The organism is Pseudomonas sp. G3-39, from assembly GCF_054790485.1.
This window is the reverse complement of the sequence record NZ_CP186497.1, coordinates 472,126-496,761: the sequence shown is the minus strand read 5'-3', so window position 1 is coordinate 496,761 and position 24,636 is coordinate 472,126. Positions and strand designations below refer to the sequence as shown.

The 24,636-nt window shown below is 61.0% G+C and carries 22 protein-coding genes; 10 read left to right on the top strand and 12 right to left on the bottom strand.

The genetic code is table 11. The features are described from left to right. Window positions 1-2: 2 nt before the first annotated feature. The 3 genes from ACOYXG_RS02215 to orn all read right to left on the bottom strand — a co-directional run bounded on the left by ACOYXG_RS02215 (window position 3) and on the right by orn (window position 2,562). Window positions 3-1,049: a Fic family protein gene (locus ACOYXG_RS02215; RefSeq protein WP_027611410.1), complete on the bottom strand. Its 1,047-nt coding sequence runs from the start codon at window positions 1,047-1,049 to the stop codon at window positions 3-5. 154 nt (window positions 1,050-1,203) lie between these two features. Further along, window positions 1,204-1,815, bottom strand: coding sequence for a trimeric intracellular cation channel family protein (locus ACOYXG_RS02210; protein WP_003221099.1), 612 nt, complete (start codon window positions 1,813-1,815; stop codon window positions 1,204-1,206). A gap of 204 nt (window positions 1,816-2,019) precedes the next feature. Then, complete coding sequence (orn, locus tag ACOYXG_RS02205) at window positions 2,020-2,562, bottom strand: oligoribonuclease (protein WP_003221098.1); 543 nt, start codon at window positions 2,560-2,562, stop codon at window positions 2,020-2,022. A gap of 107 nt (window positions 2,563-2,669) precedes the next feature. Here orn and rsgA point away from each other — a divergent pair, with 107 nt between their 5' ends. The 4 genes from rsgA to ACOYXG_RS02185 all read left to right on the top strand — a co-directional run bounded on the left by rsgA (window position 2,670) and on the right by ACOYXG_RS02185 (window position 5,768). Beyond that, entirely contained in the window at window positions 2,670-3,701 is a 1,032-nt protein-coding gene (gene rsgA, locus ACOYXG_RS02200) for a small ribosomal subunit biogenesis GTPase RsgA (protein WP_039766628.1), read from the top strand. Window positions 3,702-3,913: 212 nt separating this feature from the next. Further along, entirely contained in the window at window positions 3,914-4,321 is a 408-nt protein-coding gene (locus tag ACOYXG_RS02195; protein WP_027611408.1) for a TIR domain-containing protein, read from the top strand. A 2-nt stretch (window positions 4,322-4,323) separates the two neighbouring features. Continuing rightward, window positions 4,324-5,283: a caspase family protein gene (locus ACOYXG_RS02190; RefSeq protein WP_115988337.1), complete on the top strand. Its 960-nt coding sequence runs from the start codon at window positions 4,324-4,326 to the stop codon at window positions 5,281-5,283. Then, complete coding sequence (locus ACOYXG_RS02185) at window positions 5,283-5,768, top strand: toll/interleukin-1 receptor domain-containing protein (RefSeq protein WP_134785300.1); 486 nt, start codon at window positions 5,283-5,285, stop codon at window positions 5,766-5,768. Before ACOYXG_RS02190 ends, ACOYXG_RS02185 begins: the two co-directional genes overlap by 1 nt. A gap of 52 nt (window positions 5,769-5,820) precedes the next feature. Here ACOYXG_RS02185 and motB read toward each other — a convergent pair whose 3' ends face one another. Further along, window positions 5,821-6,909, bottom strand: coding sequence for a flagellar motor protein MotB (gene motB, locus ACOYXG_RS02180; RefSeq protein ID WP_460355678.1), 1,089 nt, complete (start codon window positions 6,907-6,909; stop codon window positions 5,821-5,823). Between the two features lie 3 nt (window positions 6,910-6,912). Continuing rightward, window positions 6,913-7,764, bottom strand: a complete 852-nt coding sequence (motA, locus tag ACOYXG_RS02175; protein WP_007952169.1) for a flagellar motor stator protein MotA — start codon at window positions 7,762-7,764, stop codon at window positions 6,913-6,915. Between the two features lie 166 nt (window positions 7,765-7,930). On the opposite strand from motA, the gene ACOYXG_RS02170 reads away from it, so the two are divergent. From ACOYXG_RS02170 to asd, 3 genes are read left to right on the top strand one after another with little or no spacing between them, the layout of a single operon-like run. Further along, entirely contained in the window at window positions 7,931-9,469 is a 1,539-nt protein-coding gene (locus ACOYXG_RS02170) for an HDOD domain-containing protein (protein ID WP_460355675.1), read from the top strand. A gap of 42 nt (window positions 9,470-9,511) precedes the next feature. Beyond that, window positions 9,512-10,345 (top strand): thiosulfate sulfurtransferase, encoded by an 834-nt coding sequence (gene rhdA, locus ACOYXG_RS02165; RefSeq protein ID WP_098966921.1) that lies wholly within the window; start codon window positions 9,512-9,514, stop codon window positions 10,343-10,345. After that, complete coding sequence (gene asd / locus ACOYXG_RS02160) at window positions 10,345-11,205, top strand: archaetidylserine decarboxylase (RefSeq protein ID WP_027611402.1); 861 nt, start codon at window positions 10,345-10,347, stop codon at window positions 11,203-11,205. Before rhdA ends, asd begins: the two co-directional genes overlap by 1 nt. 60 nt (window positions 11,206-11,265) lie before the next feature. Here the strand turns inward: asd and ACOYXG_RS02155 are convergent, their stop codons facing one another. Continuing rightward, on the bottom strand, window positions 11,266-11,667 hold the full coding sequence (locus ACOYXG_RS02155) for a lectin OAA family protein (protein WP_027611401.1): 402 nt from the start codon (window positions 11,665-11,667) through the stop codon (window positions 11,266-11,268). Window positions 11,668-11,887: 220 nt separating this feature from the next. On the opposite strand from ACOYXG_RS02155, the gene ACOYXG_RS02150 reads away from it, so the two are divergent. After that, entirely contained in the window at window positions 11,888-13,642 is a 1,755-nt protein-coding gene (locus ACOYXG_RS02150) for a molecular chaperone (protein WP_460355670.1), read from the top strand. 102 nt (window positions 13,643-13,744) lie between these two features. On the opposite strand, the gene serB is transcribed toward ACOYXG_RS02150, so the two are convergent. Further along, window positions 13,745-14,959, bottom strand: a complete 1,215-nt coding sequence (serB, locus tag ACOYXG_RS02145; protein WP_007967407.1) for a phosphoserine phosphatase SerB — start codon at window positions 14,957-14,959, stop codon at window positions 13,745-13,747. Window positions 14,960-15,093: 134 nt separating this feature from the next. Between serB and ACOYXG_RS02140 the strand changes: the two genes are divergently transcribed. Beyond that, a complete protein-coding gene (locus ACOYXG_RS02140; protein ID WP_096794755.1) occupies window positions 15,094-16,608 on the top strand; it encodes an AhpA/YtjB family protein in 1,515 nt (504 codons plus the stop codon). A 319-nt stretch (window positions 16,609-16,927) separates the two neighbouring features. Continuing rightward, window positions 16,928-17,845 (top strand): IS110 family RNA-guided transposase, encoded by a 918-nt coding sequence (locus tag ACOYXG_RS02135; RefSeq protein ID WP_460352749.1) that lies wholly within the window; start codon window positions 16,928-16,930, stop codon window positions 17,843-17,845. 168 nt (window positions 17,846-18,013) lie between these two features. Here ACOYXG_RS02135 and ACOYXG_RS02130 read toward each other — a convergent pair whose 3' ends face one another. From ACOYXG_RS02130 to parE, 5 genes are all read right to left on the bottom strand, one after another. Then, on the bottom strand, window positions 18,014-18,724 hold the full coding sequence (locus ACOYXG_RS02130) for a PqiC family protein (RefSeq protein WP_095138104.1): 711 nt from the start codon (window positions 18,722-18,724) through the stop codon (window positions 18,014-18,016). 186 nt (window positions 18,725-18,910) lie between these two features. Beyond that, window positions 18,911-21,175 (bottom strand): DNA topoisomerase IV subunit A, encoded by a 2,265-nt coding sequence (gene parC, locus ACOYXG_RS02125; RefSeq protein ID WP_027611397.1) that lies wholly within the window; start codon window positions 21,173-21,175, stop codon window positions 18,911-18,913. Between the two features lie 7 nt (window positions 21,176-21,182). Then, entirely contained in the window at window positions 21,183-21,707 is a 525-nt protein-coding gene (locus ACOYXG_RS02120; protein WP_027611396.1) for a retropepsin-like aspartic protease family protein, read from the bottom strand. Next, window positions 21,704-22,693 (bottom strand): esterase-like activity of phytase family protein, encoded by a 990-nt coding sequence (locus ACOYXG_RS02115; protein WP_460355664.1) that lies wholly within the window; start codon window positions 22,691-22,693, stop codon window positions 21,704-21,706. Before ACOYXG_RS02115 ends, ACOYXG_RS02120 begins: the two co-directional genes overlap by 4 nt. Further along, on the bottom strand, window positions 22,693-24,600 hold the full coding sequence (gene parE / locus ACOYXG_RS02110) for a DNA topoisomerase IV subunit B (protein ID WP_007967400.1): 1,908 nt from the start codon (window positions 24,598-24,600) through the stop codon (window positions 22,693-22,695). The genes ACOYXG_RS02115 and parE overlap by 1 nt, the downstream gene beginning before the upstream one ends. Window positions 24,601-24,636 lie beyond the last annotated feature (36 nt).

Genomic DNA, 24,636 nt, shown 5'->3' with positions numbered 1-24,636 from the left:
GGCTATGCCGGCTTTCTCCACTTGGCTGTGCGCCCCTTACCTGTCGGCTCAATCAGCCCTTCTGCTTTCAGTGATCGTAAAACCAGGCGCACTGTATCGCGACTGACTCCCGGACAGGACTCTTCAATTTCCGAGATGGAAAAAGGGAGGACTCGCTTCAAGGCTTCGTCTCTGATTCGGTCGCTTTTACCCCCTCGGCGCTTCTCAATCGTACCCACTCGCTCTTCGAACTCTTTGTACGCTCTAAGCAATGCCCCCCAAAAATAATCCATCCATGGCCGAACATCATGCGTGCCCTCGTGCCATCCCTGAGAACTCAGTTCGAGTGTTGCGTAATAGCCCTCCTTTGACTCCTCGAATATCCGTTCAAGACTGATAAATCGCCCGACTCGGTAATCAAATTGATAGAGCAGCAGCAATGTCAGCAGACGAGCGACGCGACCATTTCCGTCAGAGAAGGGGTGTATGCAAAGGAAGTCGAGGACCGTAAGCGGCACTAAAACCAAAGGGTCAGCCAGATTCAATGCCAGCGCCCGGTGGTAATGCCCCAGGGTTTCAGTCACCGCAATAGGGGTCATATGAGCAGGAACAGGTTGGAAGCGAATCCGCGATGAACCATCGGCATGACGCTCGATGATGTCGTTGTTCATCGCCTTCCATTCACCACCATCCTGAGGTAGATAGCGGTAAAGAAGACTGTGTAATTGTCTAAGTACACCTTCGGAAAATGGCATCCCATCGGCAGATTCATGGATGAGTGACAGTGCGTCCCGATAGCCAGCAATTTCCTGTTCGGATCGGCTCTTGGGATCAGTGTTTTTGCTCATCAGTGACTTCAGCCGCGCTGGCGCGACAGTTACACCCTCCAGTCGGTTAGATGACTCCGTGGATTCGATTACGGCTATCTGCGTAAGCCCTTGGAGGACCTGCGGCGATTGAGCAACGAACAGTTGTTGCTTACCCCGAAACTCTCCCAATGCACGAAGCGTCGCAATCTGAAGACCGTCGAAGCGCAAGGCGTCAAGAAATTCCGGGGTGAGTGAGTGCATGATTCAGGCAGCCGTCTAAATGAGGTAAAAAGACTTAAATAGGGTATTTCATGACAAAATACCCCTTTTAGGCTTTATTTTTTACCCTTTTTAAAGGCGCAGCATCTATTCAACATTCCCGACAGAATATTTCCACGCGCCCGCCAGCGTGACGTCAAGGTGCGTCGTTATAAACGAACTTGGGCATTTCCCAGTGGAAACGAATGGCCAGCAACCGCAACAGAAAACCGCCGAACAAGGTAATCAGAATCGCCTGTTCGCTCGGCACATTCAGGTACAGGCAGAGCATGTAGCACCACGCGGCGGCGAACGAGACGCTGGCGTACAGTTCGCGGCGGAAGATCAGCGGGATGTCGTTGCAGAAGATGTCGCGCAGGATGCCGCCGAAGACGCCGGTGATCACACCGCTGACCGAAGCCACCAGCATGCCGTGGCCCATTTCCAGCGCGGTCATGCAGCCGATCAGGGTAAACGCCACCAGACCGACCGCATCGAGCACCAGAAACAATGAGCGCAGGTGACGCATCCAGCGTGCGGTGAATACAGTGAGCATCGCGGCGGCCGAGGTCAGCACCAGGTATTCCGGGTGCTTGACCCACGTCAGCGGATAGTGCCCGAGTAACACATCGCGCACCGAACCGCCGCCCAATGCCGTGACGCAGGCGATCAACACCACCCCGAACCAGTCCATGCCGCGCCGCCCGGCAGACAGCGCGCCGGTCATGGCTTCAGCGGTAATGGCGATCAGATAGAGCATCAGCAACATGGCGGCGGTCCTGGCAGGAAGGCGCGCAGTCTAGCCATTTCAGCGCCGCACCAGAAGGGGGCGCGCTCCGGGATGCATTTCTGACTTGAATCTTACGGGACTCTGACGCCCTCTTCGCGAGCAAGCCCGCTCCCACAGGGGGAACGCATTCCAAATGGTGGGAGCGGGCTTGCTTGCGAAGACGTCAGGGCAGACACCCCTCAATCAGAACTTGATGAAATGCTTGCGGTAGTGCTGCAGCTCGGCGATCGACTCGCGGATGTCGTCCAGCGCCAGGTGGGTGCTGCCCTTCTTGAAGCTGTCGCGCACGTCCGGAGCCCAGCGTGCGGCCAGCTCTTTGAGTGTCGACACGTCGAGGTTGCGGTAGTGAAAGTAGCTTTCCAGTGCCTTCATGTGGGTATAAAGGAAGCGACGATCCTGGCAGATGCTGTTGCCGCAGATCGGCGACTTGCCTTTCGGTACCCATTTTTCCAGGAAAGCGATGGTTTCGGCCTCCGCCTCGGCCATGCTGATACGGCTGTCACGCACGCGCTGGGTCAGGCCCGAGTTGCCGTGGGTGCGGGTGTTCCACTCGTCCATGCGGGCGAGCACTTCGTCACTGTGGTGAATGGCGATCACCGGGCCTTCGGCCAGGGTGTTCAGGTCACTGTCGGTGACGATGGTGGCCATTTCGATGATGACGTCGTTTTCCGGATCCAGACCGGTCATTTCCAGGTCGATCCAGATCAGGTTCTGCGGGTTTTGCATATTCGGGCTCCTAGGCAATGCTGCGCAGTTTAGCCTAGGCCGGTGCCCGGGCGTGCTAAACTCGCGGCCGTTTTACCTAATCGCTGCATTCTTCAGACGGAACACCCATGGCCAAACGCCAACTCAATCGTCGTCAAAACTGGCGCATCGAAAAGATTCAGGGCGAGCGCGCCGCCCGCGCCGCCAAACGCGAGTCCTCGGCGGTCGAAGCCCTCGAGGGCGGCGACCTCGGCCCTGAGCAACACGGCCTGGTGATCGCCCACTTCGGTGTGCAGGTCGAAGTCGAGGCCGTGGACGGCGAACTGGCCGGCCAGGTTTTCCGTTGCCACCTGCGCGCCAACCTGCCGGCGCTGGTGACCGGTGATCGGGTGGTCTGGCGCGCCGGCAACCAGGGCATCGGGGTGATCGTCGCGCAACTGCCGCGCACCACCGAACTCTGCCGCCCGGACAGCCGTGGCCAGCTCAAGCCGGTCGCCGCCAACGTAGACATGATCGTCATCGTCTTCGCACCGCTGCCCGAGCCGCATGCCAACCTGATCGACCGCTACCTGGTCGCTGCCGAACACGCCGGCATCCGCCCGTTGCTGTTGCTGAACAAGTTCGACCTGATCGACGAGCAGAACGCCCCGGCGCTCAATGCCCTGCTGGCGGTGTACCGCACGCTGGGTTATCCGGTGCTGGAAGTCTCGGCGCATCACGGCAATGGCATGGAACAGTTGCAGAAGCAGCTCGACGGGCGCATCAGCGTGTTCGTCGGCCAGTCCGGCGTCGGCAAGTCGTCGCTGGTCAACAGCCTGCTGCCGGAAGTCGAAACCCGTGTCGGCCCGTTGTCGGAGCTGTCCGGTCAGGGCACGCACACCACGACCACCGCACGCCTGTTCCACTTCCCGGGCGGCGGCGAGTTGATCGACTCCCCGGGTATCCGTGAGTTCGGTCTGGGCCACGTCAGCCGCGCCGACGTCGAAGCCGGTTTCATCGAGTTCAACGACCTGCTCGGCACCTGCCGCTTCCGCGACTGCAAGCACGATCGCGAACCCGGTTGCGCACTGCTCAAGGCCCTGGAAGACGGCCGCGTGCAGCAGCAGCGGATGAACAGCTACCGCTCGATCATCGCCAGCCTGCCGGAAAACGGCTACTAAACATCTGCACCGGCAGCCTCTCGCCCGAGGGCTGCCGGATGTCGGACCGCGCCTGACAAATCCTCGATTCCGTTAAACGTCAGACTCTTCTGACAGACTCGTTCGCACCTGTTTGCAGGACATTTCTCTTTCACCGCCCAGCCCTTGTAGGCTCGCGTCAGATGCCTAGATTGGGGTCCTCCTTCGCACCTTCGCGACCTTCGAGGAACCCCATGCAGACCTACCATTTGTTCATCAGCCATTCGTGGAACTACGCCCACGCTCACGACAATCTGGTACGCCTGCTCGGCGCCAGACCGGATTTCAGTTTCAAGAATTTTTCCGTGCCGCCGCACAACCCGATCATGGGCGCGCAGACCGACAAGCAACTCGAAGAAGCCATCGAGAACAAGATTCGCCCGTGCTCGGCGGTGCTGATCATGGCCGGGATGTATTCGACTTACAGCAAGTGGATCAACAAGGAAATCGAGATCGCCAAGCGCATGGGCAAAGTGATCATCGCGATCAAGCCGTTCGGCGCCGAGCGTATTTCCAGCGTCGTGCGTGAGGCGGCGCACGCCGAGTGCGCGTGGAACACCAACAGCATCATTGGTGCGATCCGTCAGCACACGGCGGTGTAACCATGCGCAAGGGATTGTTTATCGGCATCAACCACTACGACCACGTCTCGCCCTTGAGCGGCTGTAACAACGACGCCATGGCCATGGCGTCGGTGCTGGAGCGTCATGCCAACGGGCGACCGAACTTCAGCAGCAAAGTGCTGACTTCAGCCGAAGAAAAACTCACGCTCAGCCACATGAAACAGCAGATCCAGAGCCTGTTCTCAGGCGATTGTGACGTGGCACTGCTGTACTTCGCCGGCCATGGTCAGTTTGACACCAGCATCGACGAAGGACTCCTGATTCCCCAGGACTATCAGCCTGGCGGAGACGGGATCCGCATCAGCGACATTCTGGAGTGGGCAGACAAGGCCCCGCACATCAAGAACAAAATCATCATTCTCGATTGCTGCCAGGCCGGCGCAGCAGGCGCCATGCGCAATCTGCGTGGCGGCAGCAGTGTGATCGGCGAAGGCGTGACCATTCTCACGGCCTGTAAAAAAGAACAGTACGCCCTGGAAAGTCGCGGTCATGGCGTCTTCACGGATCTGTTGCTGCAAGCGCTGCACGGTGGCGCTGCCAACGTACTCGGCAAGGTCACCCCCGGTAGCGTTTACTCATTTGTCGACAATGCGCTGGGCGCCTGGGAACAGCGTCCAGTATTCAAGACCAATGTCTCGCAGTTCGTGCCGCTGCGCGAGGTCGCGCCGCTGATTGCCGAGGAAACACTGCGCAAACTCAAGGACTGGTTCCCGGAGCCGAGCTTCGTTTTCAGACTCGATCCCAGCTACGAGCCCACCGAAGCGCTGTTCGACCCCGAGCACGGCGACATTTTCAAGCAACTGCAAATGTGCAATCGCCACAGCCTGATCGAACCGGTGGATGCCGAGCACATGTACTACGCCGCCATTCACTCCACGGGCTGCCGCCTCACGGCGCTCGGCGCCTATTACCGTGAACTCGCCATAAAAGGACACTTCTGATGCCCGTATTCATCAGCTACCGCCACATTGATCGCCCGCAGGCCATGGCGATCAATGCGCAATTGATGCAGGCCAACATCAAGACTTATCTCGACGTGCTGGACCCGGAGTCGCAGACCACCGACGACATCACCGGGGTGATCACCCGCAACATCACCGAATGCACGCACCTGCTGGCGGTGGTGTCGGAGAAAACCGCGCTGTCGTGGTGGGTGCCGTTCGAAATCGGCGAAGCGACGATCAGCAACCGCCGGATCTGCTCGTTCCGCACCGGGCCGGCAAAGCTGCCGGAGTATCTGGACAAGTGGCCGAAGCTGAGCACGGCCAGTGATCTGAATTTCTTCATCGATGCCTATCGTGAAGAAGTATCGAGCAAGCGCTCGATGACGCTGGATTCGAGCAACGAATCCTTCAGCGGCACCTATAAGCGCAACGCCGATCTTTTCCATGAACAACTGAAGAACCGGATTCGGCGCGGTTTCTGAGGCCAATCGACAGCCACAAAAAAGCCGACATCACTGTCGGCTTTTTTGTCGGTCACTGCTTCGGCGCAGGGGCCGGTGCAGCGGCTGGCGGAGCTGTTGGCGGAGCTGTTGGCGCTGGCGCCGCAGTCCCCGGCACTGCCGGTTTTGGTGCAGCGTCGTCGAACAGGTTCAAGCGTTCGCGCAACTCATGGGCCGGCACAGGTTGCTGATCCGCCGGCAGCGCGTTTGGATCGACCGGCGTCGCCGGAGCGGCGCCGTTCTGACCTTCGGCGGCTGGCTTGGCCGCGTCGGCACCTTGCGAACCTTCGATGGCGGCCTGGGCCTTTTTGGTCAGGACCACAATGTCGATGCGGCGGTTGACCGGGTTGAACGGGTTTTCCTTGTCGAACAGCGCCGACGAGGCGTAACCGACGACCCGCGCCACCTGCGAATCCGGATAGCTGCCTGCCACCAGCGCACGCCGCGCGGCGTTGGCACGGTTGGCCGAGAGCTCCCAGTTGCCGAAATCGCCGGTGCCGGTGTACGGCTTGGCGTCGGTGTGGCCGCTGATGCTGATCTTGTTCGGCACCGCTTTGATGGTGTCGGCCATGGCCAGCAGGATGTCTTCGAAGTAAGGCTTCAGACGCGCGGAGCCCGAGTCGAACATCGGCCGGTTTTCCGCGTCCATGATCTGGATGCGCAAGCCGTTCGGGGTGATCTCGAACAGGATCTGATCCTTGAACTTCTGCAGCTGCGGGTTCTCGTCGACCTTGTTCTGCAGTTCTTGCAGCAACAGCTCCAGGCGCTCTTTCTCGACCTGCTCGGCCATGCCTTCGACCTGCTCGGTGTCGACCGTGACCTTGTCCGGTTGCGGCTGCGACTTCACCTCAGGGTTGAGGGTGTTTTCCGGCGCCAGGGTCGGCGTGCCGCCCAGATCAATGATGTACGGCGTGCCACTTTCGGAGAAGCCGACCGGGTCCTTGAAGTAACCGGCGATGGCGATCTTCTGCTCAGGCGTTGCGGTGGACAGCAGCCACAACACCAGGAAGAACGCCATCATCGCCGTGGCGAAGTCGGCGAAGGCGATTTTCCACGCCCCGCCGTGGTGCCCACCGGCTATGCGCTTGACGCGCTTGATGATTATCGGCTGATTATTTTCCATGGCTTAGCGACCGCGAACGGCTTGTTCCAGCTCGGCAAAGCTTGGACGGTGCGCCGGGTACAGAACCTTGCGCCCGAACTCCACGGCCAGCGATGGCGGCATGCCGGAAGCCGACGCTACCAGCGAGGCCTTGATGGCTTCGTAGACGTTCAGTTCTTCCTTGGCATCGTGCGCCAGGGAATGCGCCAACGGCCCGAAGAAGCCGTAGGCCGCGAGAATACCGAAGAAGGTACCGACCAGTGCCGCACCCACGTGCAGACCGATGGACTTCTGATCGCCTTCACCCAGCGACGCCATGGTCACCACGATACCCAGTACCGCCGCAACGATACCGAAACCGGGCATGGCGTCGGCGATGCCGTTCACCGCATGGGACGGGTGCTCGAGGTCTTCCTTGAGGCTGTAGAGTTCCATGTCGAACAGGCCTTCCAGCTCATGCGGAGCCATGTTGCCGGAGGACATGATGCGCAGGTAATCGCAGATGAACGCGGTCATGCGTTCGTCTTTGAGCACGGCCGGGTACTTGGCGAAGATCGGGCTCGCGGCAGCGTCTTCGATGTCGCCTTCGATGGCCATCATGCCTTCGCGGCGGCTCTTGTTGAGGATCTCGTAGATCAGGCCGAGCACTTCCAGATAGAACGTGTGGCTGAAGCGCGAACTGAACATGCTCAGGGATTTCTTGAGCACGTGCATCGTCATGTAACCGGGGTTGGCCTGGAGGAATGCACCGAGGGCCGCACCACCGATGATCATCACCTCGAAGGGCTGGATCAGGGCGGCAATTTTGCCGTGGGAGAGCACGTATCCGCCGAGCACGCTCGCGAATACGACGATGATGCCGATAATTTTAGCCATAGGTAGAAAGTACTTATTTAAGTCGGGTTCAAGGTCATATTCGGAAGTTAAAAAATCTCTTCTTCTACTTATCGGCAAAACTGCGCCAGACTATAGCCAGTTCAGGCGAAAAGCCAATTTAGCCCATGCCGGGCGCGTCTACAGTCAGTGAAGATCTCGTCCAGACATGGCTAATGAAACGAACGTCCCACACGCAAAACCGACCACGCTCGAGGGCTGGGTCAAACTGCTCGATGGCGTGCGCCTGCCCGTGCCGCAAGAGGCGCACGACAAGGTTTGCCGGGCGATCCGTGACAACCGCAGCTCGCTGCGCGATATCGCCGACCTGATGCAGGACAGCCCGGCGCTGGCCTTGAGCATCATCCGTGAGGCAAATCGTCACACCCATGGCACCATGGCCGCTCCAGCGGAAAATCTCGAGGTGGCGATCAACCGTCTGGGCCTGGCGCGTACCGAAGAATTGCTCGTACGTCTGCCCGTCGATTCGCAGATGCAGATCCCCAAGGCCTTGCGCCAACTGCAGATGATCAGCCAGCACGCGACACAACAGGCCAACGGTTTTTTTGCCAGTCGCCTGGCGCGCCTGTGGCAGGACATTCACTGGGGCAGCCTGTTGTTTCTGTCGCCGTTATGGCCGCTGGCGCTGACGTTTCCCGAATTGCTCGAAGAGTGGGAGCTGCGGGTTATCCACAAGGGCGAATCGGCGCGCACGGTCGAGAAGCAACTGTTTGGCGTGCGCCTGCTGAAGATCGCCGAAGCGCTGGTACAAGTCTGGCACCTGCCGATCTGGGTGCAGCAGGGTTATAAACTGCTGCTCAGCGAACAGCGCGAACTGGTGAAAGTTCTGCGCATCGCCCGCGACAGCGAACATCCGTTGCGCCAGCAGAATCGCCTCGACGACGATCCGACCCTGCGCCGCTGGCTCAACCAGCCGGCCAACACCGTGTTGCTGGCCAACGGCCTGGCGCTGTCGGCACAACAGGCCTGGGACAGTCCGCACAGCGAGCGCTGGCAGTACCTGACCAGCCTTTATCTGCAAATCTCGATGGACGAAGTGCAGCAGCAGTTGCACCAGCAAGCCGCCAACAGTGCGCGCCAGCATGCCATGCCCGATCTGTGGCACCCGGCCGTTTCATTATTATGGCCATGGGGCACCCATCGCTTGCCGGCCGGGATGCTGCCGGCGGCGGCGCCGAATGCCGAGGATCTGACTCAATGGCGCCGGCAATGCGCCGAACTGCTGGCCGAGCCGAGCCGCTTCACCAATGCCATGAGCCTGACCGTCGCCGCCCGTGATGCGCTGGTCGCCAGCGGCATGCGCCGGGTGATGATTCTGATGGCCGACCGCACGCAATCGAATCTGCGGGTCAACCAGACCTTCGGTTTGCCGAAGGAAGCCGCCGCGCTGAATTTTGTCGTCAGTCAGAGCAAAGTCTTGAAGCGCCTGCTCGCACAACAGGCACAGGTGCGGATCAACCCCGAGAACAACGCACAATTTTCCGCATTGTTGCCGCCGGGCCTGCGTGCGCTGTTCCGTGGCGAGCATCTGTTCCTGCGTTCGCTGGTCAATAACGGCCGGGTGATCATGATCGTCGTCGCCGACCAGGGCGGTGGGCCGTTCGCCGACATCAGCGTGCAGGCTTTCGGCAAAACCGCGCAGTGCATCGAAAAGGCCCTGCACAGCTTTAGCAGCCGTGGCCGATGAGGCTGCGCTACAATCCCCCCCTTTGTGCTCTGGAGACCTCACATGTCTGACTTCTCTGGCTTGCCGCTCGTCATCGAACCGAGCGACCTGCTCCCTCGGCTGGATGCCAGCGAACTGATTCTGGTGGACCTGACCAGTGCCGCCCGCTATACCGAGGGCCATCTGCCCGGCGCACGTTTTGTCGACCCCAAGCGCACCCAGCTCGGCCAGCCGCCGGCGCCGGGGCTGCTGCCGGCCAAAGCCGATTTGGAGGCGTTGTTCGGTGAGTTGGGCCATCGTCCAGACGCGGTCTACGTGGTCTATGACGACGAGGGCGGTGGCTGGGCCGGGCGTTTCATCTGGCTGCTCGACGTGATCGGTCACGACAAATACCACTACCTCGACGGCGGTCTGCCGGCGTGGCTGGAAGCCGGCATGCCGATGTCGATCCAGGTGCCGCCTGCGGTCGGCGGCCCGGTGGCGCTGACCCTGCACGACGAGCCGACGGCAACCCGCGAATACCTGCAAAGCCGTCTCGGCGCCGCCGATCTGGCGATCTGGGACGCACGCGGGCCGCTGGAATATTCCGGTGAGAAAGTGCTGGCCGCCAAGGGTGGACACATCCCCGGCGCGGTGAACTTCGAATGGACCGCCGGCATGGACAAGGCGCGTCAATTGCGGATTCGCACGGACATGCCGCAGATCCTCGAAGACCTCGGGATCACCAAGGACAAAGAAATCATTACCCACTGCCAGACCCATCACCGGTCGGGCTTCACTTATCTGGTGGCCAAGTCCCTCGGTTATCCGCGGGTCAAGGGCTACGCCGGTTCCTGGGGCGAATGGGGCAACCACCCTGACACGCCTGTCGAGATTCAAGGTTCTAAGGACAACTAATGAAAGAGCGTCTGTTTATCCTCAGCCAGTACTTGCTGCCTCATCACCTGCTGTCGCGCCTGGCCGGCTGCGTCGCCGAGTGCCGCGTGCGCTGGTTCAAGAATGCCTTCACCCAGTGGTTCGCCAAGCGTTATCAGGTGGACATGTCGCAAGCGCTGGTCGAAGACCTGACCGCCTATGAGCACTTCAACGCGTTCTTCACCCGAGCCCTGAAAGACGGCGCGCGGCCACTGGATCAGACCCCGGGCGCGATCCTCAGCCCGGCCGACGGTGCGGTCAGCCAGCTCGGCCCGATCGAACACGGTCGGGTGTTCCAGGCCAAGGGCCACAGCTTCAGCGTGCTGGAACTGCTGGGCGGTGACACGGCGAATGCCGCGCCGTTCATGGGCGGCGACTTCGCCACCATTTACCTGTCGCCGAAGGATTACCACCGCGTGCACATGCCGCTGGCCGGCACCCTGCGCGAAATGGTCTACATCCCGGGCCGGATCTTCTCGGTCAACCAGACCACTGCGGAAAACGTTCCGGAGCTGTTCGCCCGCAACGAGCGTGTAGCATGCATTTTCGACACCGAACGCGGGCCGATGGCCGTGGTGCTGGTCGGCGCGATGATCGTCGCTTCGATCGAAACCGTGTGGGCCGGTCTGGTCACCCCACCGAAGCGCGAACTGAAAACCTTCCGCTACGACGAAGCCGCCCGTGCGCCGATTCATCTGGAAAAAGGCGCGGAACTGGGGCGCTTCAAGCTGGGTTCGACGGCGATCGTGCTGTTTGGCCCGGATCAAGTGAAATGGGCTGAAGAACTGGTGGCGGGTTCGCCAGTGCAAATGGGCCAGGCCCTGGCCCTGCCGACGGCCTGAGCCGGCTGATCCGCCCTTTCACACATCTGTGAAGGGGCGGACACGACCTGGGAGGCGCCGTTACTCTATCTGCCCACGGAAGCCGATCGGCCCTTCGTTGGCGTAGGTATTGGTGCCACTGAGGTTTTTCCCTCCATCGCTGGAAGTGACGCTCAACGCAACAACGTTCTGATTGTCCCGGCCACCGATCACCCACTTGCCGCCCGGATGCCATGGGGCATCATTGCCACCCCACTGGTTCTCGACGTTGTATTGATTCTGACCGGTGCGCTGCGCCTTGAAGCCAATCGGGCCTTCGCCGGCGTAAGTCATGGTGCCGGTGAAGCTTTTGCCGCCATCGCCCGACTTGATCTCGATGGCGACGACTTGCTGGTTGTCCCGCCCGCCCAGCACCCAGGTTCCACCCGGATGCCACGGTGCCGAACTACCGCCCCATTGATTTGCCACTGCATATTTAGACATGAACCTCATCTCCTTGAAGTTTCGGGAGACCTGCCCGAGGTTGACGGCAGGCCGTGCAACCGTGCGTTTCCGATCGCACGTCTGAGAGACTAGTAGGGCTTGTTGAATGGCATCCGGCCAGTAGACCAGCGGTCAAAAAGCCTGACGCCATCCGGCGAAACAGACCACAGCTGCTAGAGTTCTTGGTGTTGCCAATTTCGCCGCTGGAGCCAGTCACGGCATGAGTGAGTCACGCCCCCAACCCTCCCTGCGCGCCCCGATCCCGACGCAAACGCGCCTGTCGTTCTGCGAAGCCACCCCGCGCGATCTCAAGCGCTGGATCGCCGGCCTGCCCAAGGCCAACATCGGCGAAACTGCCCGCCAGTTGTATCAAGGCCTGGGCGAACTCAACCAATTGCTCACCCCCAGTGACAATCGCCTGCAACTCCTGGAGTTACTGCGCCCCGAGGTTTACTTCGTCTGCCAGCATCTGGAGCGGCACTTCCTGCATCAGGCAATCATGCTCGATGACCGCTCGCGCAAGATCAGCAACCTGTGTCAGGCGCTGCAAAGTCATCTGGCCATTGGCTACAAGCAGATTGTTCTGCGCATTGTCCCCAAGTATCACAAGGATCGTGCGGCGCTGGTCAGTCAGGCCCTGCAACGGGCCGCGCATGCGCTCAAGGGGCAACTGCTGCGGGCGACGCAGCTGTACAGCCCGCCGCCGGAACATCTGTGGTTCGAGCTGCATCAGTTGTATCGCTGCGCTTGCGCCTTGCAGTTGCAACAGCGCCGGGTACATGACGATCTGGCGAGCCTGAGCAGCGAACTGAGCCTGGAACAGACCTACATTGCCGCCCTGCTGCTGGGCAGCGCCCGTTGCAATCAACTGCGCCAGAACCAGATCGCCCGGCTGGCCGAAGTGCTGGAGCCGTGGAGTGCCCTGCTCAAGCTGCATCCCGGCAGCCCGCAGGATGGACTGTTCGCCATCAGCGCTGAACTGGACGCCGGCCCGCGCTACCGCAGCATGTTTCGCAAAGAACAACAGGGCGCATTGCTGGGCTTCGATCCGCAACCGCTGGTGAACGTGATCGAAGCGCATTTACTGCAGCAGGAGACGTCGACGCCGTTGCCGATCCCGGCAGGACTGAGCCTCGATACCCTGCAACATTTGCACGCCAGTTGGGGCCAGGCCGCCGAGCGCAGTTTTCAGCGCACCGCCGGTCAAGGCAGCCTGACTGTTTGTGTCGGCATGAGCGCCCTGCACTTTTACCTGGGCGGCGAACGCAGCTTCAGCGAACTGCTGAAACATCCCGGCACCCGCGCGGCGAACTTCAGCCGCGTGGTAGTCCAGGGCGAAAAGGACAGCTGGAGCCAGGCCTTCGACGCCGCACCGCAGGGCGCGACTGAGGAGTTGCTGCCCTACGAAGAAATCCAGTACGACCATCTGGGCGAAGACGAGAGCAACGCGGACAGCCCTCCACACTATCCGACCTACAGTTTGCCGGTGATCAACCACAGTCCCGGCGGCTATTGTCTGGCGTGGCCGAGTGAAGTACCCGCCGAATTGCAGGCCGGGGAAATGCTCGGGATTCAGGACAGTGCGAATCAGGGCTGGAGCATTGCGGTGGTGCGCTGGATTCGTCAGGTGCGCGGCAGCGGGCCGCAAATGGGCATAGAACTGGTCGCACCACACGCCGAACCCTGCGGTTTGCAACTGGTGCGCTCGCGAGATGATCACAGTCAGTATTTGCGCGGTCTGCTGCTACCGGAGATCAGCGCCATCGACTTGCCCGCGACCTTGCTCGCCCCGCGCCTGCCGTTTCAGGAAGGCAATAAAGTGCTGATCAACACCCACGGCGAAGAACACCGCGCCGGGCTGGATCGACGGGTGGCGAGTACGCACAGTTTCAATCAGTTTGCCTATCGCTCGCTGGAGGCCGCGCAGAATGGCGGGGGCGAGGAGGATTTCGATTCGTTGTGGAAGTCGCTTTAGATCGGGTTGAGCCCTTCGCGAGCAAGCCCGCTCCCACAGGAGACCGAGTCCAATGTGGGAGCGGGCTTGCTCGCGAAAGGGCCCGCTCAGACAACCGAGATTTCAGAGCTGCCCATCGCGATCGCGAAAGCCCAGCAGATACAGCACGCCATCCAGCCCAAGGGTGGAAATCGCCTGCTTCGCCGACTGTTTGACCAGCGGCTTGGCGCGGAACGCCACACCCAGCCCGGCAATCGCCAGCATTGGCAGGTCATTTGCGCCGTCGCCCACGGCGATGGTCTGCTCCAGACGCAAGCCTTCCTTGTGCGCCAGTTCCTTCAGCAGATCCGCTTTACGCTGCGCATCGACGATCGGCTCGATGGCCACGCCGGTGCACTTGCCGTCGACCACTTCCAGTTCGTTGGCGAACACGTAGTCGATGCCGAGTTTGGCCTGCAACTGCTTGGCGAAGTAAGTGAAGCCGCCGGACAGGATCGCGGTCTTGTAGCCCAGGCGCTTGAGTTCGGCGAACAAGGTTTCGGCGCCTTCGGTCAGGCGCAGCGAAGCGCCGATCGAGTCCAGCACGCTGACATCCAGACCTTTGAGCAACGCCAGGCGCTCTTTGAAGCTGGCGCGGAAGTCCAGTTCGCCGGCCATCGCGCGCTCGGTGATGGCCGAGACTTGCTCGCCGACACCGGCGGCCTTGGCCAGTTCGTCGATGACTTCGGCTTCGATCAGCGTGGAGTCCATGTCGAACACCGCCAGACGCCGGTTGCGGCGGAACAGCGAATCTTCCTGGAAGGCGATGTCGACGTTCAGCTCCTGCGCAACGCTGAGGAATTCGGCACGCAGCGCCTGCGGATCAGCCGCTTCACCACGCACGGAGAACTCGATGCAGCCCTTGCCCTTGTCCGCCGGAGTGTCCAGCGGCATGCGACCCGACAGACGGTCGATATGGTCGATGTTCAGGCCATATTTGGCGGTGATCGAGCTGACCGCCTGCAATTGGCCGGCGGTCACTTTGCGGGTCAACAGGGTGACGATGTGGCGTTTCTTGCCCTGATTGCCCACCCACTGCTGGTAATCCTCTTCGGACACCGGGGTGAAGCGCACCTGCTGGTCGAGCTCGTAACCCTTGAACAGGATGTCCTTGAGCACGGCTTTGCCTTGCTCGGAGTCGGGAATCTCGACCAGGATGCCGAACGACAGGGTGTCGTGGATCACCGCCTGACCAATGTCGAGAATGTTCACACCACCTTGTGCCAGAACGCCGGTAATGGCCGCAGTCAGACCCGGACGGTCGACTCCCGTGATGTTAATCAGGACGATTTCGCGCAACGCGCACCCCCGCAACTGGAAAAAAACCGCATTCTACCCACTTTCAGTGACCATCGGGCACCGCGAGCGCTTTGCCGGTCTAGGGCCTGTCGCTATACTGCGCGTCAACTTCACGGACAAAAGAGCCGAGCTCAGTGAACCGGCCCACGCCAGTTAAAACCGATAACTTCTTCCTGCTGATCTTCCGTGCACTGCGCCACCGCCGTGTGCCGATTGCATTGCGCATTGCCAGCCATAACGTGATCCTGGTCGCTCTGGCCCTGGTGATCTATGCCGGGGTGATGGGCTTGCAGTTCAAGCAGGCCATGCACGAGCAGGCCGATGCGCTGGGCGAAAGCCTGACCACGCAGACCGCCACCTCTGCCACTGAACTGTTGGTGTCCAACGACATCCTCAGCCTCAACGTGCTGCTCAACAACCTGACCAAGAACAAGCTGGTGGCACACGCCGCGATCTATAGCGTGGACAACCGCATCCTCGCCGAATCCGGTCAGCGCCCCAAGCACAGCCTGCTGGGCGAAGCCGAGGGCATGTACGAGAGCAAGATCACCTTCCAGGACGTGACTGCCGGGCAACTGCGCATCAGCCTGGACATGGATCAGTTCCAGCAGCCGATGACCATCAGCCTGCAGAGCATGGGCATTCTCAGTGCGATCCTGCTGGCCTTGTCGCTGGCCCTGAGCCTGCGCATGGGGCGCTATCTATCGACGCCGTTGCTGCAATTGCGCGTCTGGCTGCGGCGCATCGACGAACACACGCCGGGCATAGATCGTCAGGACGAAATCGGCGATCTGGCGCGTCAGCTGCACGCCAACTACGCTCCGGAGCCTGCGCCTGAACCTGAGCCAGAGCCGGAACCCGAGTTCGAGGAAGAGGATGAGCCAGAGTTCGAAGTGCGCAACCTGCGTGACCCGAGCTTTGACGAAACCCGCCCGATGGCCGCGCAAAAACCGGCGCCGCGCCACGTGGTCAGCACCGTTGAAGACGATGATGACGACGAAGACCCGTTTGCCGATCTGCGCGACGAGTCGCTGACCGAAGCTGTTCCGGCGCCGCGTAAAGCGACACCAAGCGTGCCGCAGCACAGCGCGGTGCTGGCGATCCAGCTGGGTTCGCAAGAGCAACTGCGGCGCCTGCCGCGTGCCCGTCTGGAAGAGTTGCTGGAGCGCTATCGCGATTGTCTCGATCAGGCCGCTTCGCTGTATCAGGGCGAAATCGAAACCCTGAACGATGGCAGCACACTGATGCTGTTCCACACCGAAGACAGCGGTGACGACTACCTGACCAACGCCATCTGCTGCGGCGAGTTGCTGCGGGCGCTGGGCCATCAGTTGCAGATCGAAGTCGCCGACAGCGGCATCACCCTGCAATTGCAACTGGGCCTGACCCTGGGCGACGAGTTGTTCGGCCTGAGCCAGATCGACCTGCTGCTGACCGATTCGGCTCAGGATGCCCTGGCCCTGTCGCAACACAGTCGCAACCTGCTGCTGGTCGAGCGCAAGATCGGAGACGATGCGCTGATTCGTCAGCGTGCGCGGATCCGCCCGATCGCCAGCCCTGAGGGGGCCTGCTGTGTCGAGCGGTTGATGGAGCCTTATCCGTCGATGCTTGAGCGACAACTGGCGCGGATGCATGAACGTCGGGCGTAAGCCTTAGGCCAGATGCACAGAAGCCCGCAGACAAGTGATTGTCTGCGGGCTTTTTTGTTGCCTGCGATCTTTTATGGCGCCTGTTCCGGCCCCTTCGCGAGCAAGCCCGCTTGTGTCTGAGTAAGGGGATAAACTCTGGGGTGAGAGGGGTGGATGGCAAGCTGTGAGTCCGCGGTGCTTGAAGCACGAGTGGGAGCAAAGCTGCCATCCACCTTTCTACTCTGGCCCCTAAGCCCGAACAGTTGGACGAGCGCCACTCGAATCACAAGCGTGGGCAAAGCCAGAGCACTCTCACTTCTGAGTGTAAGAGGGTTTTGCCATGATTTCCTGGGTCGGCATCGATATCTCCAAATCCAATCTGGTCGTCTGGGTTCAACCACAGAAAGACGGCTTTGAAGTTCCCAATACCGTTGAAGGCTTTGATGTGCTGGTCGCGCGTTTAGGTCAGTACACGGTTGGCCGCGTGTTGCTGGAAGCCACAGGCGGCTATGAACGCAAGGTCATGGCGGCATTGCAGCAGGCAAGTTTCAGCGTGTTGAGGATCAATCCTCGCCGGGCCAGAGCCTTTGCCGTAGCAATGGGCAAGAACGCCAAAACCGATCCCATCGACGCGGCGGTTCTCGCCGATTTTGCCGAAGCGCTGCATGCGTCTCGCGAAAAGCCCATCTCGCCTGAGCGTGAAGCCCTGCGCGAGTTGATTCAATTACGCGAGCACTTCGTCCAGCAGCGCGACGACAACAAGCGTCGACTCCAGCAGGCCCAGTTGCCTGCGGTTGTAGAGGCGATCAAGGACCATATTCGCTACCTGCAAACCCAGATCAAGCAGCTCGGCAAAGCCATCGATCAAAGCATGCGTGAGCTGGATGCGGAAAAAGCCGATCGGCTTATCTCTGTCAAAGGCATCGGCACTGTGGCGACCGCCAGCTTGCTGGTTTATCTACCCGAACTCGGCGAGCTGGATCGCAGGGAGATCGCCGCACTGGCGGGAATCGCCCCCTACAACGACGACAGTGGAAATCACAGCGGGAAACGTCAGATTTACGGAGGGAGAGCGCGCGTCAGACGTGCGCTTTACATGTCGTGCTGGGTCGTTATCCGTTGCCAGGCCGACTTCAAGGCCCGTTATGAATCCTTAAGAGAACGGGGCAAGAGCGCGAAAGTCGCGCTCATCGCCTGTATGCGAATACTGCTGATCAGACTGAATGCCATGCTGCGAGACGGCACAGAGTGGCGGTGACGAACGGTGGTAGTAAGACAGTTGCTCCCACAGGGTACGTGCCCGCCGCTGATCAAATGTGGGAGCGGGCTTGCTCGCGAAGGCGTCAGCACTGACGACAACTGTCCTCCAGCCCCCAGACACAACAAAGCCCGCACAAGGCGGGCTTTGTTTTGACTCAAACCACACTCAGAAGCGGAACACTTCCATATCCGTGCGAATCGGCGAAGCCATCGGAATCTTCGGCTGCTTCTCTGCATCCGCCGCCGGCGCTGCCGGTTTAGGCGCTGCCTTACGCGGTGCTTCGGCCACCGGAGGCTGGTTGGCCAATGGCTTGAGCGCCACCGACAACTGCTCGGCCAGACGCTGCAGCAGAATCCCCTGCGCCTGCACCTGCGAAGCCGTGGTACCGGCATGCAGCTCCTGCAGATGAACGATGCGGTTATCGCGCACCTGACCACGACGGTCGATCAGACGCCATTGTGCATCGAGGATCGCCGGTTGCTTCTCACCGGAGTCCAGACGCGTGATGGTCAGCAATACCTGCACATCCGGGGCAAATCCCAGAGTGGCGGGTGCCAATACCACACGCTGGCTGTCCAGATGACCGGCCACCTGACGCATCAGCAATTGATCGATATCCGACGAAAGGCTGCCCGCCCAGCGACCGTCGGTCGAGGCCTGCAGGCTGCCGTCTGGTTGACGTTGCAGCAAAGTTTCACGTTGCAGGTAATCAGCAATGACTACCGGACCCAACAAAACCGCCATGCCTGTGCTTTGCGCAGGCTGAGCCGGACTTCCGCTGTCCAGCTGATACAGCGACACCGGCTGGTGAACGCTGCAACCCGCCAGGCCCAAAACGCCGGCGAGCAGGAAAATAAGGGGGCGCAGAGCAGTCATCATCCCGTCCAGGTGGCCGCCACAAGGCTGACCACAGTGAAAATACTCAATAAATATGAAGAACGCTCGGCCACGCCGGCGCTTGGAAAGGCCATATCATCCGTGAATATGCGTTCCGACTCCAGCGCCAAAGCGTCGATCTACGCGTTAAATCGTAGATCGACGCCTCTAGATGGGCGTTTTCGCCTAATTGAGGTTTTCGACGAGCAGTGCATCGACCCGCTGGAAGCCACGTGGAAGCTTGTTGCCACGCCGTCCACGCTCACCTTTGTAGTGTTCGAGGTCTTCAGCTTTCAGTTTATACGGACGTTTGCCTGCTTGCAGGATCAACGTTGCACCCGCGGGAATCACAGCAATGTCCGTGACAAACTCTTCACGGCTGGCGACACGGTCACCCGGTACACCGATGATCTTGTTGCCCTTGCCCTTCGCCAACTGCGGCAAATCGCTGATATTGAAGACCAGCATCCGCCCCTCGCTTGTCACGGCGGCAAGCAAGTCATTCTCGCGATCAGTCACCGGACGCGGCGCGATCACCTTGGCGTTGTTCGGCAAGCTCAACAGGGCTTTACCGGCCTTGTTCTTGGCTTGCAGGTCTTCGCCCTTGACCACGAAACCGTAACCGGCGTCGGAGGCGATCACGTACAGCGCATCGTCTTCCGGCATCAGCACGCATTCGAAGGTCGCGCCGGGTGGCGGGGTCAGACGGCCGGTCAACGGTTCGCCCTGGCCACGCGCCGACGGCAAGGTGTGGGCGGCGACCGAATAGCTGCGGCCAGTGGAATCAATCACCACGGCAGACTGGTTGGAACGTCCCGCCGCCGAGGTCTTGAAGCCGTCACCCGCCTTGTACGACAGGCCGGTGGCGTCGATGTCATGGCCCTTGGCCGAACGGATCCAGCCTTTTTCCGACAGCACGACGGTAACTTTCTCGTTCGGCAGCAGATCGTGTTCGGTCAGCGCTTTCGCTTCAGCACGTTCGACGATCGGCGAACGACGGTCATCGCCATAGGTTTCAGCGTCTTTGAGCAGCTCGGTGCGCACCAGCTTCTTCAGCTTGGCTTCGCTGCCCAGCAGGGCTTGCAGCTTGGCTTGTTCCTTGAGCAGTTCGTCCTGCTCGTCGCGCAGCTTCATCTCTTCCAGACGCGCCAACTGCCGCAGGCGGGTGTCGAGGATGTAGTCGGCCTGGATCTCGCTGAGGGCAAATCGCTCGATCAGCTTGGCTTTCGGGTGCTCCTCGGTGCGGATGATGTGGATCACTTCATCCAGGTTGAGGTAGGCGATCAGCAAACCGTCCAACAGGTGCAGGCGACGCTCGACCTTGTCGAGGCGGAATTGCAGGCGGCGACGCACGGTCAGCACGCGGAATTCCAGCCATTCGACCAGCAATGCACGCAGGTTCTTCAACTGCGGCTTGCCATCCAGACCGATGATGTTGACGTTGACCCGGTAGGTCGACTCCAGCTCGGTGCTGGCGAACAGGTGCTGCATCAGCGCTTCGTGATCGACGCGACTGTTGACCGGAATGATCACGATGCGGCACGGGTTTTCGTGGTCGGATTCATCACGAAGGTCAGCGATCTGCGGTGCTTTCGACGGCTTGGCCTGCATCAGCGCGGCGATCTGCTCCAGCACTTTGGCCCCGGAGACCTGGTGCGGCAGCGCGGTGACGATGATGTCGCCGTCCTCGACGTGGTACACGGCGCGCATGCGCACCGAGCCCTTGCCGGTTTCGTACATTTTCAGCAGGTCGGCACGCGGCGTGATGATTTCCGCTTCGGTCGGATAGTCCGGGCCTTGAATGTGTTCGCAGAGCTGTTCGACCGTGGCTTTCGGCTCATCAAGCAAGCGCACGCAGGCAGTGGCGACTTCGCGCAGATTGTGCGGCGGCACGTCGGTGGCCATACCGACAGCGATGCCGGTGGTGCCGTTGAGGAGGATGTTCGGCAAACGTGCCGGCAACACCAGTGGTTCCTGCAAGGTACCGTCGAAATTCGGGCCCCAATCAGCGGTGCCCTGGCCCAGCTCGCTGAGCAGCACTTCGGAATAGCGCGACAGGCGTGCTTCGGTGTAACGCATGGCGGCGAAGGACTTCGGATCGTCCGGCGCACCCCAGTTGCCCTGGCCGTCGACCAGCGTGTAGCGATAGCTGAACGGCTGGGCCATCAGCACCATCGCTTCGTAACACGCCGAATCGCCGTGCGGATGGAACTTGCCGAGCACGTCACCGACGGTACGCGCCGATTTCTTGTGCTTGGAATCGGCGTCCAGCCCCAGCTCGCTCATCGCATAAATGATGCGCCGCTGTACCGGTTTCAGGCCGTCGCCGATATGCGGCAGGGCACGGTCCATGATCACGTACATGGAGTAGTTGAGGTAGGCATTTTCGGTGAAGTCAGCCAGCGATCGGCGTTCTACACCGTCCAGGCTGAGATCAAGGGAGTCGCTCATGCGGGCCTCATCGGTTCGTTGTCTGGCGCAGCAGCATGGTGCCACCGCGCTGGGTAAATTCAAGTTTGTTCAGGGCGCTCATGCCGAGCAGCACCTGATCGCCATGCAGCCCCGGCGCCACCAGCGCGCGGACGTCCCGCAGCACGATGTCGCCCAGTTGCAGGCGGTCGATCTTTGTCCGGTAGCCCTGGCTCAGGCCGTTGGCCGTGCTCAGGGTCACACCGAAACCCTCTTCCAGTTTCAAGCGCTTGGCCAGATCCGCCGGGATCGCCACATCGGTCGCGCCGGTGTCGAGCATGAACTCCACCGGCTCACCGTTGATCTGACCGCTGGCGACAAAATGCCCTTGGGCGTTGCCGGCCAGCTTCACTTCGATCACGCCGCCATGCTGCTCGGACGTGACCACCACATTCGGATTCTGCTGACGTTCTTCCCACTGGCCGAAAAACCGCGTGGCCAGAAACAGCCCCGCGCACCAGGCCAGAATCATCAACACCCGGCCGGCGCGCTTGCCCGGCGGTTGCTGACTCACGGTTTGGCGCTCCAGCCACCTTCAGGCGCGGCGAAGCGCCAGACGATCGGCCTTACCTCACCGTCGGCGCGGGGGCCGAAATTATTGTCGACGCCGATCCACGCACCCTCAGCGTCAACGATCAATGCTTCTTCCAACCCGAAGTTCTGCGCGTAACGGCGGTTGGCCTGCAACAGTTCAGCGGCGTACGACCAGCAGCGCTCGACCTTGGCAGTCTGCGCATCGCGCCGACAAATCTGGAAGGCGTTGCGTTCAAGGGTAAACAATTTGCCGTTGAACAACGAAAGGTCGGAAAAGTCGCGGTCGACCGCTTTGGCGTGCGGAAACTGCGGCGGCTGCATCTCCTTGCCGCCCTCGCTGAGCAGCACGCAACGACCGTCGCAATCCCACACCGTCTGCTGACGCTTGATCAGCAGCAGGCCGCGGTTTTGCCGTTCGCCGGCCAGCCACATCTGATCGCCCGCCGGGTTGATCGCCAAACCTTCGAAGATCGCATTGAAATGCAGGAGCATGCCACTGGCCCGCGCTTCGCGAACCATCATCGGCGAAATCTTCAGCCAGTTGACCGGGCCGCTGACGGGCACCTGCAAGACCGCCGCGTGGCCCTCGCTGACAATGTAGCGATTGCCGGCGCTGTCGCAACTGATGCCTTCGAAATCGAGGTCGCCACCGCGCACGAACGACGCGGCCCAATTGCGCGAGCGCAATCCCCACGGCAAACCGGTCTCCGGCACCAGCGGCACGTCGATGTGCAAGGCCTCGGCCTGCCAGACCTGATCGGCGGTATTCAGCCGATAGATCTGATCGTCATCGCGGTCCGACACCGTCCACAACTCGCTGCCACACATGGCCAGTCCCGACAGGTTACCGCCACGCATGCCTTCGACCGGGTGTTCGGAGAGCACGCGCAATTCCTGCAGCGGCTCCGCCGACACGCTCATCGCACTCAGCAGCAACGCACCCGCCAAGGCCCAGCCAAACCGCATCAGGCCAGCACCTCGGCCAGGTTGCCCTTGGATTCGAGCCAGGTCTTGCGGTCACCGGCGCGTTTCTTCGCCAGCAACATGTCCATCATTTCCGAGGTTTCGGCAAAATCATCGCCCAGCGTCAACTGCACCAGGCGCCGGGTGTTCGGGTCCATGGTGGTTTCACGCAGTTGCGGCGGGTTCATTTCACCCAGACCTTTGAATCGGGTGACCTGCGGTTTGCCGCGTTTCTTCTCGGCAACCAGACGATCGAGAATCCCGTCGCGCTCGGCTTCGTCGAGGGCGTAGTAGATCTCTTTGCCGAGGTCGATGCGGTACAGCGGCGGCATCGCTACGTAGACGTGACCGGCATCCACCAGCGGGCGGAAATGCTGGACGAACAACGCGCACAGCAGCGTGGCGATGTGCAGACCGTCGGAGTCGGCGTCGGCGAGGATGCAGATCTTGCCGTAGCGCAGCTGACTCATGTCTGCCGCACCCGGATCGACCCCGATGGCCACGGCGATGTTGTGCACTTCCTGGCTGGCCAGCACTTCGCTGCCATCGACTTCCCAGGTGTTGAGGATCTTGCCGCGCAACGGCAGGATCGCCTGGAATTCCTTGTCCCGCGCTTGCTTGGCGGAACCGCCGGCGGAATCACCTTCGACCAGGAACAGCTCGGAACGCATCGGATCCTGTCCGGCGCAGTCAGCCAGTTTGCCCGGCAACGCAGGGCCTTGGGTGACGCGCTTGCGCTCGACCTTTTTGCTTGCCTTGAGGCGGCGACCGGCGTTGTTGATCGCCAGTTCGGCCAGCGCCAGACCGGTTTCCGGGTTGGCGTTGAGCCACAGGCTGAATGCATCTTTCACGACGCCGGAAACGAATGCCGCCGCTTCACGGGACGACAGACGCTCTTTGGTCTGGCCGGAGAATTGCGGTTCCTGCATCTTCATCGACAGCACGAAAGCGATGCGTTCCCAGACGTCTTCCGGCGCCAGCTTCACGCCGCGTGGCAGCAGGCTGCGGAATTCGCAGAACTCGCGCATCGCATCGAGCAGGCCCTGACGCAAACCGTTGACGTGGGTCCCGCCCTGCGCCGTCGGGATCAGGTTGACGTAGCTTTCCTGCACCGCGTCGCCACCTTCCGGCAACCACAGCAGCGCCCAGTCGACCGCTTCTTTATTACCGGCGAGGCTGCCGCAGAACGGCTCGTCCGGCAGGCGTTCGAATTCGCTGACCGCGTCCACCAGATAGGAGCGCAGGCCGTCCTCGTAATGCCACTCGACTTTTTCGCCGGTGCCCTTGTCTTCGAAGCTGACCAGCAGCCCCGGGCACAGCACAGCCTTGGCCTTGAGCACGTGCTTGAGGCGGCTGATGGAGAATTTCGGTGAATCGAAGTATTTCGGATCCGGCGCGAAGTACACGCTGGTGCCGGTGTTGCGCTTGCCGACGGTGCCGACGATTTCCAGCTCGGTGGCCTTGAAGCCATCCTTGAAGGTCATCTGGTATTCATTGCCGTCACGCTTCACGCGCACCCGGACTTCGGTCGACAGGGCGTTGACCACGGAAATACCCACCCCGTGCAGACCGCCGGAGAACTGGTAGTTCTTGTTGGAAAACTTGCCGCCCGCATGCAGCTTGGTGAGGATCAGCTCGACACCCGACACACCCTCTTCCGGGTGGATGTCGACCGGCATGCCGCGACCGTCGTCGCTGACTTCCAGCGAGTGGTCGGCGTGCAGAATGACCTGCACCGATTTGGCATGGCCGGCCAAGGCTTCGTCGACACTGTTGTCGATGACTTCCTGGGCGAGGTGGTTCGGCCGACTGGTGTCGGTGTACATGCCGGGGCGTTTGCGCACCGGGTCGAGGCCCGAGAGGACTTCGATGGCGTCGGCGTTATAAGAGCTAGCGCTGGGAGTGGCCATAGGGTCTCGTCGTCAGTGATTCAATGAAAAAGGGGC